The 14,902-nt window shown below is 73.5% G+C and carries 12 protein-coding genes; 4 read left to right on the forward strand and 8 right to left on the reverse strand.

Features of this window, described 5'->3' with window-relative positions; genetic code table 11:
- Positions 1-120 precede the first annotated feature (120 nt).
- Both Q5694_RS18615 and Q5694_RS18620 read right to left on the reverse strand, forming a co-directional pair.
- Positions 121-1,776 (reverse strand): hypothetical protein, encoded by a 1,656-nt coding sequence (locus tag Q5694_RS18615; RefSeq protein ID WP_333934263.1) that lies wholly within the window; start codon positions 1,774-1,776, stop codon positions 121-123.
- 109 nt (positions 1,777-1,885) lie between these two features.
- Complete coding sequence (locus tag Q5694_RS18620; protein ID WP_333934264.1) at positions 1,886-2,137, reverse strand: helix-turn-helix domain-containing protein; 252 nt, start codon at positions 2,135-2,137, stop codon at positions 1,886-1,888.
- A gap of 32 nt (positions 2,138-2,169) precedes the next feature.
- On the opposite strand from Q5694_RS18620, the gene map reads away from it, so the two are divergent.
- The gene (gene map, locus Q5694_RS18625) at positions 2,170-2,937 is read left to right on the forward strand and encodes a type I methionyl aminopeptidase (protein ID WP_333934265.1); all 768 of its coding nucleotides are present in this window, start codon (positions 2,170-2,172) and stop codon (positions 2,935-2,937) included.
- A gap of 178 nt (positions 2,938-3,115) precedes the next feature.
- A complete protein-coding gene (locus Q5694_RS18630) occupies positions 3,116-5,647 on the forward strand; it encodes an ATP-dependent Clp protease ATP-binding subunit (RefSeq protein WP_333934266.1) in 2,532 nt (843 codons plus the stop codon).
- Between the two features lie 77 nt (positions 5,648-5,724).
- Here the strand turns inward: Q5694_RS18630 and ggt are convergent, their stop codons facing one another.
- Entirely contained in the window at positions 5,725-7,524 is a 1,800-nt protein-coding gene (ggt, locus tag Q5694_RS18635; protein ID WP_333934268.1) for a gamma-glutamyltransferase, read from the reverse strand.
- 104 nt (positions 7,525-7,628) lie between these two features.
- On the opposite strand from ggt, the gene Q5694_RS18640 reads away from it, so the two are divergent.
- Together Q5694_RS18640 and Q5694_RS18645 are read left to right on the forward strand one after the other, a co-directional pair.
- Positions 7,629-8,384, forward strand: a complete 756-nt coding sequence (locus Q5694_RS18640) for a hypothetical protein (protein WP_333934269.1) — start codon at positions 7,629-7,631, stop codon at positions 8,382-8,384.
- A 115-nt stretch (positions 8,385-8,499) separates the two neighbouring features.
- Positions 8,500-10,068 carry an alpha/beta fold hydrolase gene (locus Q5694_RS18645; protein ID WP_333934270.1) on the forward strand — a complete coding sequence of 523 codons (1,569 nt, stop codon included), beginning with the start codon at positions 8,500-8,502 and terminating at the stop codon, positions 10,066-10,068.
- Positions 10,069-10,285: 217 nt separating this feature from the next.
- Here the strand turns inward: Q5694_RS18645 and Q5694_RS18650 are convergent, their stop codons facing one another.
- The 5 genes from Q5694_RS18650 to pcaDC form a co-directional block, all read right to left on the reverse strand.
- Positions 10,286-11,029 carry an amino acid ABC transporter ATP-binding protein gene (locus tag Q5694_RS18650; RefSeq protein WP_333934271.1) on the reverse strand — a complete coding sequence of 248 codons (744 nt, stop codon included), beginning with the start codon at positions 11,027-11,029 and terminating at the stop codon, positions 10,286-10,288.
- A gap of 139 nt (positions 11,030-11,168) precedes the next feature.
- Entirely contained in the window at positions 11,169-11,576 is a 408-nt protein-coding gene (locus tag Q5694_RS18655) for a DUF6278 family protein (protein ID WP_333934273.1), read from the reverse strand.
- A 520-nt stretch (positions 11,577-12,096) separates the two neighbouring features.
- The gene (locus Q5694_RS18660; protein ID WP_333934274.1) at positions 12,097-12,876 is read right to left on the reverse strand and encodes an exodeoxyribonuclease III; all 780 of its coding nucleotides are present in this window, start codon (positions 12,874-12,876) and stop codon (positions 12,097-12,099) included.
- A 45-nt stretch (positions 12,877-12,921) separates the two neighbouring features.
- Positions 12,922-13,557, reverse strand: coding sequence for an MBL fold metallo-hydrolase (locus tag Q5694_RS18665; RefSeq protein WP_333934275.1), 636 nt, complete (start codon positions 13,555-13,557; stop codon positions 12,922-12,924).
- Positions 13,558-13,591: 34 nt separating this feature from the next.
- The gene (pcaDC, locus tag Q5694_RS18670; protein WP_333934276.1) at positions 13,592-14,902 is read right to left on the reverse strand and encodes a bifunctional 3-oxoadipate enol-lactonase/4-carboxymuconolactone decarboxylase PcaDC; all 1,311 of its coding nucleotides are present in this window, start codon (positions 14,900-14,902) and stop codon (positions 13,592-13,594) included.

A 14,902-nucleotide genomic window follows, 5' to 3' on the forward strand; every position in this document is an offset into this window, starting at 1 on the left:
CGTAGAGCCACGAACGTAAGCCTCCGGCACGGGCTTGCCAAGACCATCGTCACCAACCCGCGGGGCGGAGCGCGATTCGCACTCCTGTGGGTGAGCCACCGGGGCCCGGCGCGGGGCCGGTCAGGGGGGTGGGCCGGCGGCCCGCAGGGCGTGCGCGATGTCGCGGCCCCGCCGGTCCGACACGGCCCGGGCGGCCTGGAGCAGCAGCGGCACGAGGCGCCGGGGGCCGGGCTCGGCGCTGCGGGCGGCCTCCTCGGGCGGGCGGGCCCTGACGTAGGCGTCGAGCAGTGCGCGCGCCTCGCGGTCCCGGCCGTCGTCGAGCAGGCCGAGCACCGCGCCACCGATCTCGCCCGGCGGGCGTGCGACGCCCTGCCGCAGGACCTGCCGGCCGTCCTCGGCCCGCCCGGCGGCGGTCAGCGCGTCGGCAACGGCGACCAGCCGCACGGCGGGCAGACAGGCGGCCTCCCACAGCAGGGTCTGCCAGTCGGCGTCCAGCCCGGCGCGGTGGAGTTCCTCGGCGAACGCGGGAAGACGGGTGGGGTCCCCCTGGGCGGCCTCGGCCAGCAGGACGTGGGCCTGCCCGCCGCGCCCCTGGCCGCGCAGCCGGGCCAGCGCGGCCACGACCTCCCCGGCCTCCTCCCGCACGCCCGCGGGCACCGATGCCCCGGTCTCCGGCATACCCGCGGGCACCTCTGCCCCGGCCCCCCGCACGGGCCCGGCGGCGTCGTCCACGGCCCCGGCGAAGCGCGCCCCGCGGGGAGTAAGGGCGGCGGCCGGCGCGGGAGCCGGAAACCCCGGCCCGGCAAGCCCCGGCCCGGCGGCGTCCGGCACGGCGGCGGATCCGCCCTCTTCCTCGACCGACCCGGCGAAGCGCGCACCACCGCGCCGGCGCTTGCGCGGTCGCGCCCCACGCACGGCCCCGGCCGACGGGCCACGCGCTCCGTCCCCGGCACGGGCGTCCGGCGCGCCCGGGTGGCGGGGGAACACGCCGCCGTCCCCACCGGGCTGCCCCGGGCCGTGCGCGGGCACGCCGGCGGATCCGGCCGACCGGTCCCGGCCGCCCGGATACGCGGCGGCGGCTTCGACGGGCGCGTCCCGTGCAGCGCGCGGCTGCGCCTGCGCGGACCCGGCCCGCGCGCCACGGCCGTGCCCCGACGCGTCAGCGGTCCTGTTCGGCCCGCTCCGGCTGGGCCGCGGCGCACCGGCGGCCCCGCCCGACCCGTCCCGGTCGTCCCCGCACGCGTCGGCGGCGACCGGCTCGGCCCCGCCGTGGGCCTCGGCGTCGGTGATCCGTGCGCGCAGCTCCGCGCAGCGTGCGCTCGCGCGTTCGTGGTCGTCCTCGGCCCAGGCCAGATCCCGGGCGAGGGCGTCGGCCACGTCACGCGTGGGGGCCGCGGCCAGTCCGCGGGCGAGGGCGGCCCGGCGTTCGGCGGCGGCCCGCTGTGCGCCGAGCAGCGCCTCGAGACGGTGGTGGAGGGCGGCCCGGGCGCCGGGGACGCTGTCGCGGGCGCGCAGCGCCGCCGTGTGCAGGGCACGCATCCGTGCGGTCTCCCGGGCCGCCGCCCCCGGCCCGTGCCCCGCGGCGAGATCGCTCAGCAGCGAGTCGACCACGTCCCAGGGAGGCACCTCGCGTCCGTCGAGGCACGCCCGCATGGCCTCGGGGTCGCGCCGCCAGAACACCGCGCACCAGCCGCCGGACGGGTCCAGGCGTGCCAGCAGCCCGTCCAGGTGGTTCGCGAACTCCCGGACCGCTCCGGGGAGTTGTTCCGCCGTCATCACTCAGCTCCCGCCCGACCGCAGCACTCCGCCCCGTAGGCAACACCAGCCGCGTTACAGCGGTGCTACGGAGAGTTTTCCCCCGCGGGACGGAGGGATCCGGGGCGGCTCAGACGGGCACCGGCACGCACTGCCCGGCCAGTTGGTCCATCGACAGCCCGAGGACCGCCGCCAGGGCGGCCACCGTGAAGAAGGCCGGGGTCGGGGCCCGTCCGGTCTCGATCTTGCGGAGGGTCTCGGGGGAGATGCCGGCGCTCGCCGCGATCTCCGTCATGCTCCGGTCGCCACGCGCCTCACGCAGCAGCCGGCCCAGCCGCTCGCCGCGTTCGCGCTCTTCGGGGGTGAGAGGGGTGCGCACCATGCCCCCATTCTAATACCGGTATAGTAATTGGCATGGTGGAGCTGAAGACAGACACATCGATCGACGCCATGCACGAGGCCGGCCAGGTCGTCGCCCGCGCGCTGACGGCCGCACGGAAGGCCGCCGGCGTGGGCGTGACCCTGCTGGAACTGGACGAGGTCGCACACGACGTACTGCGCGAGGCGGGCGCGTCCTCGCCGTTCCTCGGCTACCGGCCGTCCTTCGCGCCGACCCCGTTCCCCGCCGTCCTGTGCGTCTCGGTCAACGACGCGATCGTGCACGGCGTCCCGACCCGCTACCGCCTGCGCGACGGCGACCTCGTGTCCGTCGACTTCGGCGCCGAACTGGGCGGCTGGGTCGGCGACTCGGCTCTCAGCTTCGTCGTCGGCACCCCGCGCGAGGCGGACCTGCGCCTGATCGAGACCGCCGAGCGCGCCCTCGCGGCCGGCATCGGGGCCGCCGTGGTCGGCAACCGCATCGGGGACATCGCGCACGCGATCGGCACGGTCTGCCGGGCGGCGGGCTACGGCATCCCCGACGGCTTCGGCGGCCACGGCATCGGGCGCCGGATGCACGAGGACCCCGGGGTCCCGAACGAGGGCCGACCGGGCCGCGGCATGCGCCTGCGGCACGGCATGGTGCTGGCGATCGAGCCCATGGTCATCGCGGGCGGCACGGACCACTACCACGCGGCCCCCGACGGCTGGACGCTGAAGACGAACGACGGTTCCCGCGCCGCCCACGCGGAGCACACCGTGGCGATCACGGACGCCGGTCCGAGGATCCTCACCGCACGCTGAGGACGCCCCTTTCGTCCCGCAACACCCCGAAGGTGCCCGCCGTGGGCGATCGTGCGAAGGTGTTCTACGAGCGCGCCCCAGGTGTAACGGGCTGCCACCCGGGTTACCCGACCCCGGCACGTCGACCAGCGAGGGCGTCCCCCGCCCGGGCGCCGGGGACGCCGGGAACGGAAGGCCCATGAGCAGCGGCTTCACCAGCCCGGAGGGCTACGGCTCGGACCCCTTCGGAGAATTCCTCGCACGCTTCTTCGGCGGACCGCGGCCGGGACCGCGGCAGATCGACCTGGGCCGGCTGCTGAGCCAGCCGGCCCGGGAGCTCGTGCGCGGCGCCGCCCGGTACGCCGCCGAGCACGGCAGCCGGGACCTCGACACCCAGCACCTGCTGCGGGCGGCGCTCGCCACGGAGCCCACCCGGACCCTCCTGACCAAGGCCGGCGCCGACCCCGACTCGCTCGCCTCGCAGATCGACGAGCGGTCCGGCCCGGCCCAGCACACCCCGGACGACGCCCCGCCGCCCACCGCACTGTCCCTCACCCCGGCCGCCAAGCGGGCCCTGCTGGACGCGCACGACATGGCCCGGGCCCGGGGCTACGGCTACATCGGCCCGGAGCACGTGCTCAGCGCCCTGGCCGCGAACCCGGACTCGGCCGCCGGGCACATCCTGAACGCGGCCCGCTTCGCCCCCGCCGAGCCCGCCGAGGCCCCCGAGGCGCCCCAGGCCGAGCGGCCCCGGCCCACCAACACGCCGACCCTGGACAAGTACGGCCGCGACCTGACCGAACTGGCCCGGCAGGGCCGCATCGACCCGGTGATCGGCCGGGACGAGGAGATCGAGCAGACCGTCGAGGTGCTCTCCCGCCGCGGCAAGAACAACCCGGTGCTCATCGGCGACGCGGGCGTGGGCAAGACCGCGATCGTGGAGGGCCTGGCGCAGCGCATCTCCGAGGCGGACGTGCCCGACGTGCTGATCGGGCGCCGGGTCGTCGCCCTGGACCTGACGGGCGTGGTCGCGGGCACGCGCTACCGGGGCGACTTCGAGGAGCGGATGAACAACATCGTGGGCGAGATCCGCGCCCACTCCGACCAGTTGATCATCTTCATCGACGAGCTGCACACGGTCGTGGGTGCCGGTTCCGGCGGCGGCGAGGGCGGCTCGATGGACGCCGGCAACATCCTCAAGCCGGCCCTGGCCCGGGGTGAACTGCACATCGTGGGTGCCACGACGCTGGAGGAGTACCGCCGTATCGAGAAGGACGCGGCGCTGGCCCGTCGCTTCCAGCCGATCATGGTGCCCGAGCCGACACCCGCGGACGCCCTCGAGATCCTGCGCGGCCTGCGGGACCGCTACGAGGCCCACCACCAGGTCCGCTACACCGACGACGCGCTGGTCGCGGCCGTGGAGCTGTCCGACCGCTACCTCACCGACCGGCGGCTGCCCGACAAGGCCATCGACCTGATCGACCAGGCCGGTGCCCGGGTGCGGCTGCGGGCCCGGACCAAGGGCACGGACGTGCGGGCCCTGGAGCGGGAGCTGGAGCAGCTGACCCGGGACAAGGACCAGGCGGTCGCGGACGAGCAGTACGAGCAGGCCACGCAGTTGCGGGACCGGATCGTGGAGCTGAAGCAGCGCATCACGGAGGCCGGCGGCGACGGCGAGGTCGACGAGGGCCAGGACCTGGTGGTCGGCGCCGAGGCGATCGCCGAGGTGGTGTCGCGGCAGACGGGCATCCCGGTCAGCAGCCTCACCCAGGAGGAGAAGGAGCGCCTGCTGGGGCTGGAGGAGCACCTGCACCAGCGGGTCGTCGGCCAGGACGAGGCCGTGCGGGTCGTCGCGGACGCGGTGCTGCGCTCCCGCGCGGGCCTGGCCTCCCCCGACCGCCCGATCGGCAGCTTCCTGTTCCTCGGCCCGACCGGCGTCGGCAAGACCGAGCTGGCGCGGGCGCTCGCCGAGGCGCTGTTCGGCAGCGAGGACCGCATGGTCAGGCTCGACATGAGCGAGTACCAGGAGCGCCACACCGTCAGCCGGCTGGTCGGCGCCCCGCCCGGCTACGTCGGCCACGAGGAGGCCGGGCAGCTCACCGAGGTCGTGCGCCGCCACCCGTACTCGCTGCTGCTGCTCGACGAGGTCGAGAAGGCGCACCCGGACGTCTTCAACATCCTGCTGCAGGTGCTCGACGACGGCCGGCTGACCGACTCCCAGGGCCGCACGGTGGACTTCACCAACACGGTCATCGTGATGACCAGCAACCTGGGCTCCGAGGCGATCACGCGGCGCGGCGCCTCCGTGGGTTTCGCCTCGGGCGGCGCCGACGCCGACGAGGAGGCCCGCCGGGAACAGATTTTGCGTCCCCTGCGCGAGCACTTCCGTCCGGAGTTCCTCAACCGCATCGACGAGATCGTCGTGTTCCGGCAGCTCAGCACGGAGCAGCTGCGCCGGATCACCGACCTGCTGCTGGACCGCACCCGTTCCCTCGTCCGGGACAAGGGCGTCACCGTCACCTTCACCGAACAGGCCGTGCAGTGGCTGGCCGAACGCGGCTACCAGCCGGAGTACGGGGCCCGCCCGCTGCGCCGCACGATCCAGCGCGAGGTCGACAACCGGCTGTCACGCCTGCTGCTGGACGGCGGGGTCGGCGAGGGCGGCCGGGTGACGGTGGACGTGAAGGACGGTCACCTGGCCTTCGAGACGCGGGGTTCGGTCACCCCCTGACGGGGGCGCGGGGCCGGGCCGGCGCTGCGGCTTCGCCGTGCGGGCCGACCGGCCCCCGCGCCCCTGCGGGCGGTGACTCAGCGCACGGGCCGCACCACCATGGCCGACCCGCCGCCCCGCCGTACGGTCTCCGCGGCTGCCAGCCACTTGCCGTCCGGCAGCCGCTGGACACCCGTGGCCGCGCCGATCTCCGGGTTCGCCTTGAAGGAGTGCCCGATCGCTTCGAGCCGCTGCTTCACCCCGCTGTCGAGGCCCGGTTCCAGTTCGGTCTGCGCGGCGTTGCGCTGGCTGGCCCGGGGCGCGGCGATCGCGTCGACGAGCGGCAGCCCGCGGTCGAGGAACCCGGTGAGCGTCTGCAGCACGGTGGTGATGATCGTCGCCCCGCCCGGGGACCCCAGGGCCACCACGGGCCTGTCGTGCCGGTCGAGGACGATCGTCGGCGACATCGAGGAGCGGGGGCGCTTGCCCGGTCCGGGCAGGTTCGGATCGTGCACGGCGGGATTCGCCGGGGTGAAGGAGAAGTCCGTCAGCTCGTTGTTGAGCAGGAAGCCCCGCCCGGGCACGGTGATGCCGCTGCCGCCGGTCTGCTCGATGGTGAGGGTGTAGGAGACGACGTTGCCCCACTTGTCGGCCACGGTCAGGTGCGTGGTGCTGTCGCCCTCGTAAGTCGTGGGCGCCGCCGTGCCGCCGGCGTCGCACCGCTGGGGACGGCGCGGGTCGCCGGGCGCCACGGGGCTGGTGAGGACCGCGTCGTCCTTGATGAGGCAGCCGCGCGAGTCGGCGAACCGCTGTGACAGCAGTTCCTTGGTCGGCACGTCCTCGAAGGCGGGGTCCCCCACCCAGCGGCCCCGGTCCGCGAACGCGATCCGGCTCGCTTCGATGAAGCGGTGCAGGTACCGGGCCTTGCTCGCCTTGGACAGGTCCGTCCGCTCCAGGATGTTGAGCGCCTCGCCGACCGTCGTGCCCCCGGAGGAGGACGGCGCCATGGAGTAGACGCCGAGGCCGCGGTACGACGTCCTGCTGGGGGCCTGGAACCTGAGCCGGTACGCCGCCAGGTCCTCGGCGGACAGCTCGCCCGGCCGGGCGTTCCAGCCCGAAGCGGGGTCCACCGGCGGCTCGTTGACCGTGTCGGCGATCTCCCGCCCGAGCCGGCCGTGGTAGAGCGAGCCGACCCCCTTGCGGGCCAGCTCGGCGTACGTGCGTGCCAGGTCGGGGTTCTTGAAGGTGGAGCCGACCACCGGCAGCCGCCCGCCGGGCAGGAACAGCTCGGCGGTGTCCGGGAAGTAGCGGAAGCGGGTCTCGTTGGACGCCGTCTGCGAGCGGAAGGTCTCGTCGACGGTGAATCCGTCGCGGGCGAGCCGTTCGGCCGGCTTCAGGACGGTGGACAGCCGCTTGCTGCCCCACCGGTCGAGCGCCGCCTGCCAGGTGGCGGGTGTGCCGGGGGTGCCCACGCTCAGGCCGCTGCTGACGGCCTCGGCGAAGGGGATCGGCTTGCCGTTCTCGACGAACAGGTTCCGGTCCGCGCTCAGCGGCGCGGTCTCGCGTCCGTCGATGGTGCGCACCGTACGGGACCCGGCGTCGTAGTAGACGAAGTAGCCGCCACCGCCGATCCCGGCGGAGTAGGGCTCGGTGACGCCGAGCGCGGCGGCCGTGGCGACGGCCGCGTCGACGGCGTTGCCGCCCTTGCGCAGCACCTCGATGCCGGCCGCGGAGGCGTCCGGGTCGACGCTGGAGACGGCGCCGCCGTAGCCGACGGCCAGGGGTCTCTTCTCACTCCCGCCGCTGGGGGCCGCGGGTGGCGCGGCCGCTCCCAGCGAAGCCACCACGGCGGCCGAAACCGCCAGGACCGTCAGATTCCGTGCGACAGGGCGACGCATCCGCACCTCCAGTCAAAGGCCGTCCGCGCAGCCTAATTCATCAGCATGGCCGCGTCAGGCAGGAGTCGAACACCGGTGCGTCGGGCCCGCTAGCATGCGCGCCCATGAATGACGACGTGCGCAACATCGTCCTGGGCGTGATAGCGGCGGGCATCAGTGCCGCGCTCGGCTGGGTGGCCCGCACCTACCTGTACCAGCGCAGACTGCGGCGCAAGCAGCGGTTCTTCGGGCTGCCCGACAACTCCGAGTCGCTGCTGGTGGTCAACCGCAACGCCGGGGGGCCGGAGTTCGCGGTGATGCGCTACGACGTGTTCGCGCTGCTGGAGCTGGCCGCGCTCATCAAGGACTGCAACGCGCACGCCCAGATCCTCCCGCACGACACGGCCCGCCAGGGTTTCGGGGAGCGCACCGAGTTCTGCGTCGGCGGTCCGGCCTCCAACCGCCGTATGGCCGCGCACCTGTCGTCCCTGCTGCCCGGGGTGCGGGTGAACGTGGACGCCGAACCGGGCCCGGACCGCGGCGCGTTCCGCGTGGGGCAGGACCACTACCGGATGGACAGCGGCCGGGAGGAGTACGCGCTGCTCGCCCGGCTCACCGCCGAGCGCAGCCAGAACACCCGCCCGGTGTTCCTCTTCTGCGGCCAGAGCGCGATCACCAACCAGGCCACGACGCGCTATCTCGCCCGCAACCACGAGCGCCTGGCCCGCAAGCACGGCGACGACTCCTTCGTGCTGCTGCTGAAGGTGGTCAACTCCCAGGCGTACGGACCGGACGTCGTCGAACTGGTCGGGGACGTGACCCGGGCGGCGCAGGCGCCGCAGCCCGCCGCGGCTCCACGGGGCGGACACCGCGCCTCCTGATGTCCTCCACTTCTCAACAATCGTTACCGGCGCGTAACTTACCGACGGGTTACCCCTGGTAAGAAGGCGCGGTTACCGTTCGGTCACTTTGCACTGACACGAGTGAGGAGTGACCGTGGGACCCCACCGCAAGGCCCTGCGCACCACCGCCGTAGGCGCCGTCTCGGCGACCCTCGTCGCCGGTACCGCCCTCGGATTCGCCCCCACCGCCCAGGCGGCGCCGCACCCCGTCCGTTTCGTCGACATCGCCGGCGAGGGCGGCACCGTCCTCAAGGCCAACGTCGTGACCCCCTCGTCCGCGGCGGCCACCGCCCGGTACCCGCTGCTCGTCATGCCCACCAGCTGGGGCCTGCCCCAGATCGAGTACCTGGCACAGGCGCAGAAGCTCGCCGACTCCGGCTACGTCGTGGTCACCTACAACGTGCGCGGCTTCTGGCAGTCGGGCGGCGAGATCGAGGTGGCCGGACCGCCCGACGTCGCCGACGCGTCGAAGGTCATCGACTGGGCCCTCGCCCACACCCCCGCCGACCCCGCGCACGTCGGCATGGCCGGCGTCTCCTACGGCGCCGGCATCAGCCTGCTCACCGCCGCGCACGACGAGCGGGTCAGGGCCGTCGCCGCGCTCAGCGGCTGGGCCGACCTCATCGGGTCGATCTACGCCGGGCGCACCCAGCACCTGCAGGCGGCCGCCCTGCTGGACGGCGCGAGCATCGTCACGGGCCGTCAGGGCGCCGAACTGCGCACCGTCTTCGACGACTTCTACAGCTCGAACCTGGCGAAGGAGCCGGAGCTGCTCGCCTGGGGGAAGAAACGTTCCGCTGTCACCTACGTCGACCGGATCAACCGCAACGGTACGGCGATCATGCTCGCCAACGCCTGGGGCGACTCGGTCTTCCCGCCCAACCAGTACGCCGACTTCTACGCCAAGCTCACCGGCCCCAAACGGCTGGAGATGCGGCCCGGCGACCACGCCACCGCCGAACTGACCGGCCTGTTCGGGCTGCCCAACGACGTGTGGAAGAGCACCGGGCGCTGGTTCGACCACCACCTGCGCGGCGAGGACAACGGCGTCGACCGCGAGCCGCCCGTGCAGCTCAAGTCCCGCTCGGCGGGCCCGTACGAGGGCTACCCGGACTGGAAGTCGGCGGGCGCCACCGAACGGAAGATCGCCCTCACGGACTCCCGGACCATCCGGGCCGACGTCAACTCCGGGGCGGACGGCGGCGTCGTCTTCCTGTCCAGCATCCTCGACCAGGTGGCCCAGGTGCCCCCGATGGTCTCCGTCCCACTGCTCCCCCGCCGCTGGGCCGCCGTGTGGCAGTCGGAGAAGTACGCCTCGGCGCAACAGGTGCGGGGAACGGCGAGGTTGCACACGACCCTCACCCCGACCAAGGAGAGCGGCACCCTCGTCGCCCACCTGTACGACGTGGGGCCGCTCGGCCTCGGCAAGCTGGTCTCCCACGCGCCGTACACCTTCCACGGGCGCACCCCCGGGAAGCCGTTCGGCGTCGACCTGGAGCTGTACTCCACGGCCTACGACGTCCCGGCCGGGCATCGCCTCGCCCTGGTCGTCGACACGGTCGACCCGCTCTACATCGAGCACAACCCGTCCGGCGCGCAGCTGACCTTCTCCTCGCCCGCGACCGACCCGTCGTACGTGTCGGTCCCGCTGCGCGAGCAGTGATCTCCGGCTGCCGCCGGACGAGCATGGCCGATGTGGACCGCCGCCCCCGTGGCCTGCGGGCCGCGGGGGCCGCACCCCGTGCGGGCTCCGCGGACCGGACGGGCGGTCCGGTCACCCCCGGACGGGACCGGCGGCGTTCGAAGTCCCCCTTCCCGACAGGGATGAAGGGCACATCGTAGTCGAGGTCCCCTGCGGGGGACCGTCCGGTGCCCGCCGGTCAGTGCTTGAGGATCTTGGAAAGGAAGTCCCTGGCGCGGTCGCTGCTGGGGTTCGTGAAGAACTCGTCGGGCGTACGGTCCTCCACGATGCGGCCGTCGGACATGAACACGACCCGGTTGGCGGCGGAACGGGCGAAGCCCATCTCGTGCGTGACGACGATCATCGTCATGCCCTCCTGGGCGAGTTGCCGCATCACCTCCAGCACCTCGTTGATCATCTCCGGGTCGAGGGCCGAGGTCGGCTCGTCGAAGAGCATCGCCTTGGGCTCCATGGCCAGGGCGCGGGCGATGGCCACGCGCTGCTGCTGGCCTCCGGAGAGTTGCGCCGGGTACTTGTCCGCCTGGTCGGCGACGCCGACCCGGTCGAGCAGTTCCCGCGAGCGGCGGTCGGCGTCCTCCTTCTTGCGTCCGCGGACCTTGACCTGCCCCAGGGAGACGTTCTGCAGCACGGTCTTGTGGGCGAAGAGGTTGAACGACTGGAAGACCATGCCGACATCCGCGCGCAGCCGCGCCAGGGGCTTGCCCTCCTCGGGCAGCGGCTGCCCGTCGAGCACGATCTGCCCGGACTCGATGGTCTCCAGACGGTTGATCGCCCGGCACAGCGTGGACTTGCCCGATCCGGACGGGCCGATGACGACGACGACCTCCCCCCGGCCCACGGTGAGGTCGATGTCCCGCAGCACGTGCAGGTCCCCGAAGTGCTTGTTGACGTCACGCAGCTCGATCAGCGGATCGACGGCCATACTCAGCCCTACTCACTCTCAGCTGTGTGGTGGTTGCCGCAACGTATCCAGGCCGGGTGAAGCGCGAGGAGCGACACGCACCTGTCGATCATTAGCCGTATTTACGGCGGATTTTGGGCCAAGGCTTGGGCCGCGGGGCTCACGACTCGGCGACCTCCGCGTACAACTGCGACAGCTCGGGCACACCGTTCGCGGCCCATTCGCGCCCGGCGTCCACCACGTCGAACTCCCGTCCGGAGGCCAGCCGTACGACGGGCTGCCCGTCGGAGCGGAACTCCCAGGCGGCCCCCGGTACGGTGCGCACGATGACGGTGCCCAGGTACAGCCCGGCGTCGTTGCCCAGCCAGGACAGGGTCTCCTCGTCGTCCCGCCAGCCCGGGACCAATTGGTCCAGCGCCTCCAGCGAGGCCACCGAGTCGTCCAGCCCGACCCCCGCCCGGGCCGCCTGATGGCGGAGCAGTTCGCACTCGGCAAGCAGCTCCGCGATGCCTGCCGGATCGGGGAACCCGACCTTCTGGCGCCGGTGGCCCAGGAAAGGGATGTTCATACCTCCAGCGTGTCATTCGTACCGCCGTACGCACCACAGGGCGCGCGGACCCGCCGGTTCCGGGGATGGTCATGCCCCGTTCACGTGACGCGCGTTGACGAGTCCCACGCGTCTCCCTTCTCTCCCACGGACCACTGTGCTCTGCGCCCCGGCGGTCGTCACCCCTTCGGTGTCCTCACCCTGTGCGGGGCGGCGGCCCGGATCCGTGATGCGGCTTCGAGGGCGTCGACGACCTGCGGTGGGGCACCCCGGCGCAGCAGGTGGTCGCCGGGCTGCGCGAGCCGGCGGGCCGGAGACGCGCCCGGGGGGGTGCGGATGCTCGCGGCGACGATCCTGCCGTGCGGCGCCCAGGCGCGCTGCACGGCCGCCGTGGACGCCGAGCGGCGGTGCACCGGGCGGCTGCCGCCCGCGTACGACAGCGGGGGGCGTCCGCATCCCGGCGACAGAGGCCTGGCGGCCCTGGGGCACTCCGTCGGCCTGCGGCTGCCGTGGCCGCAGGGGGCTGTCGGAGGGGTCGGCGCTAGACGTCCAGGTCCACCACGACCGGCGCGTGGTCCGAGGCGCCCTTGCCCTTGCGCTCCTCGCGGTCCACGTACGCGTCGCCCACCGCCTTGGCGAACGGCGCGTTCGCGTACACCAGGTCGATGCGCATGCCGCGGTTCTTGGGGAAGGCGAGCTGGCGGTAGTCCCAGTACGTGAAGGGCTGGTCGTACTTCAGGGGGCGCGGGACCACGTCCGACAGACCCGCCTCGCGCAGGGAGGCGAGGGCGGCGCGCTCCGCCGGGGTGACGTGGGTGGAGCCCTCGAAGAAGGCCCGGTCGAAGACGTCCTCGTCGGTCGGCGCCACGTTGTAGTCGCCCATCACCGCGAAGGGACGGCTGCCCGCGGCGTCACCGGCGACGGCGGCCTTGAGCGCCTCCAGCCACTGCAGCTTGTAGGCGTAGTGCGGGTGGTCAACCTCCCGGCCGTTGGGCACGTAGACCGACCAGACGCGGACCGGGCCGCAGGTCGCCGAGATCGCGCGGGCCTCCACCGAGCCGTCGTAGCCGGGGTCGCCGGGCAGGCCCTTGACGACGTCCTCGATGCCGACGCGGGAGAGCACCGCCACCCCGTTCCACCGGCCGGTGGCGTGGACCGCCGACTCGTAGCCCAGCTCGCGCAGCCGCTCGGACGGGAACTGCTCCTCGGAGACCTTGGCCTCCTGGAGGCACAGCACGTCCGTGCCGCTGCTCTCCAGCCAGGCCAGGAGCCTCGGCAGGCGGGCGGTGATCGAGTTCACGTTCCAGGTCGCGATGCGCATGCCTCACAACCTACCCGGCGGGTCCGACAACGCCGCCCGCCCCCGTCAGACCTCGGCCGACTCCCCGGGGGTCAGCCGCAGGTGCTCCGAGCCGCCGAGCTGCCCGATCTGCCGGTCGTAGATGGGGCGGGCCAGGTCGGTGAGCAGGGCGTCGTGGACGTCGTAGGCGCGCTCGGGACGCACCTCGCGGACGTAGTCGATGACCTCGGAGATCTTGCTCCAGGGGGCCATGACGGGCAGCAGCAGCGTCTCGACCGGCCGGCCGGGCACGGTCAGGGCGTCGCCCGGGTGGAAGACCTTGCCGCCGTCGACGAGGTAGCCGACGTTGGTGATGCGCGGGATGTCCGGATGGATCACGGCGTGCAGTTCGCCGTGCACCTCGACGTCGAAGCCGGCGGCGGTGAAGGTGTCGCCGTGGCCGACGGCGTGGACGCGGCCGGGGAACGCCGGGGAGATCTTCTCCGCGACCGACCTCAGCGTCCAGATCTCGGTGGCGGGGTCGGCCTCCATCGCGGCCCGCAGCCGGGCCTCGTCGAAGTGGTCGGGGTGCTCGTGGGTGACGAGGATCGCGTCCGCGCCGAGCGCCGCGTCCGCCTCGGTGAAGCCTCCGGGGTCCAGGACGAGAGTCCGGCCGTCCTTCTCGAGGCGGACGCAGGCGTGCGTCTTCTTCGTGAGCTTCATGGTCCCCATCCTGCCTCCGGGGCCGCGCGGAAAGTCACTCCTGGGGGGTGGTCTCCTCGCGGACGACCTGCTGGGCGACCCTGAACGCGCGGTTGGCCGCGGGCAGGCCGCAGTAGACGGCCGCCTGGAGCAGTACTTCCCCGATCTCACCCGGGGTGAGCCCGTTGCGCAGGGCGGCCCGGACGTGGACGGCCAGTTCGTCGAGGTGGCCGCCGGCGACCAGGGCGGTGAGGGTGACGCAGCTGCGGGTGCGGCGGTCCAGGCCGGGCCGGTCCCAGACCTCGCCCCAGGCGTAGCGGGTGACGAGCTCCTGGAAGTCGCCGGAGAACTCGTCCGCCTCCGCCAGCGCCCGGTCGACGTGCGCGTCTCCCAGGACCTCTCGGCGCACCTTGATCCCCGTGTCGTAGGGGTCGGGCCGTCCCCGCTCCTGCGGGGCCGGGGCGGCCGGGGCGATCTCGGCGACGGGGCCGGTCTGCGGGGGCTGCGGCGGGGCGGAGGACGTGACCGGCCGGAGGGCGCCGGCCGTGGGCAGGGCCGTCTGCCCGGTGGAGGTCTCGAAGGCGGGCTGCCAGGCCGTGGAGAAGTGCCTGACCAGCAGGTCGGTGACGGCCCCCGGCTGTTCGACCGGTACCAGGTGGGAGGCGCCGGGCACGACGGCGAGACGGGCGTCGGGGATGCCGGCCACCAGGGTCCGGGCCTCGGCGGGGCCGGTGATCTGGTCGTCGGAGCCGACCAGGACCAGGGTGGGCACGCCGATCCGCCCCAGCTCGGCACGCACGTCGAAGGAGGCGAGCGCCTCGCAGGCGGCGATGTAGCAGCCGGGGTCGGTGGTGCGGACCATCTGCACGGCCCACTCGGTGATCGCGGGCTGCGCGGCGGCGAACCCGCCGGTGAACCAGCGCTCCGGCGCGGTGCGGGCGATGGGGTCGAGGCCGTTCGTACGGACGATCACGCCCCTCTGCCGGAACTCGTCGGCGGTGCCGAAGCGGGGCGAGGCGGCGATCAGCGTGAGGGAGGCGAGCCGTTCGGGGTGACGCAGGGCCAGCTCGATGCCGACCGCTCCGCCGAGCGCGCAGCCCGCGTAGCCGAAGCGCTGCACGCCGAGCCCTTCGAGAGTGACCAGCAGCCGGGTGGTGAGGTCGGCGACCGAGTCCGCCGGGTACGCGGGAGCTCCGCCGTGCCCCGGCAGGTCGAACCGGACCACCCGCCACTGTCGGGCCAGTTCGGGGACCTGGCGGTCCCACATGTGCCATGTGGTACCGAGGGACGGCCCCAGGATCAGGACTGGTAGGTGTTCTGGCCCGTCAAAGCGGTATTGCAGCGTCTCGGTCTTGCCTTCGGTCAC

The sequence above is a fragment of the Streptomyces sp. AHA2 genome (assembly GCF_036857595.1).
Classification (GTDB): Bacteria; Actinomycetota; Actinomycetes; order Streptomycetales; family Streptomycetaceae; genus Streptomyces.